The following is a 456-nucleotide window of genomic DNA, read 5'->3' as shown; positions in this document are numbered from 1 at the left end:
GGCTGCTGGCCGTAGGGCTGCTGGCCGTAGGGCTGCTGGCCCGTCGGCGCGCCGTACGGGGGCTGTCCGGGCGGCGCGTGCTGCCCGAAGTCGGCGGCGCGGTGGGGCGCGACGACTGTGGGCTGGTCGGCGCCGGGGACCTGCGGCTGCGGCGGAGCCTGGGGCGGCTGCGGAGCCTGGGGCGGCTGAGTGTGCTCGGTCCACTGCGCGCCGTCCCACCACCGCTGTCCGCCCTGCCCGTCCGGATACCAACCAGGAGGCGGCGAGGGCTGGTTCGGGTCGGACATCCGCAATCTCCTCAGACGGGCGAGCGGAGAGTCCGCTCGAACTCGTCCCGCATCATGTCACGGTGCCGAGTCAGTTGGTGAGGCTGATGATCGCCACCAGTGCCACGAATCCCAGCAGGAGGAACGTCGTGATCAGCCCGACCACCAGCCCGACGTGGCGCGGCTTGCT

The 456-nt window shown here is 72.6% G+C and carries 1 protein-coding gene; it reads right to left on the bottom strand.

The genetic code is table 11. From position 1 onward, the window contains the following. Nucleotides 1–287: DUF2510 domain-containing protein (locus E7Z54_RS05280; protein ID WP_136431968.1), on the bottom strand; the 287-nt coding region annotated here is incomplete at its 3' end. Nucleotides 288–456 lie beyond the last annotated feature (169 nt).

This window comes from Nocardioides sp. (assembly GCF_004803405.1).
GTDB classification, from domain to species: domain Bacteria; phylum Actinomycetota; class Actinomycetes; order Propionibacteriales; family Nocardioidaceae; genus Nocardioides; species Nocardioides vastitatis.
This window is presented reverse-complemented; position numbering and strand designations above follow the sequence as displayed.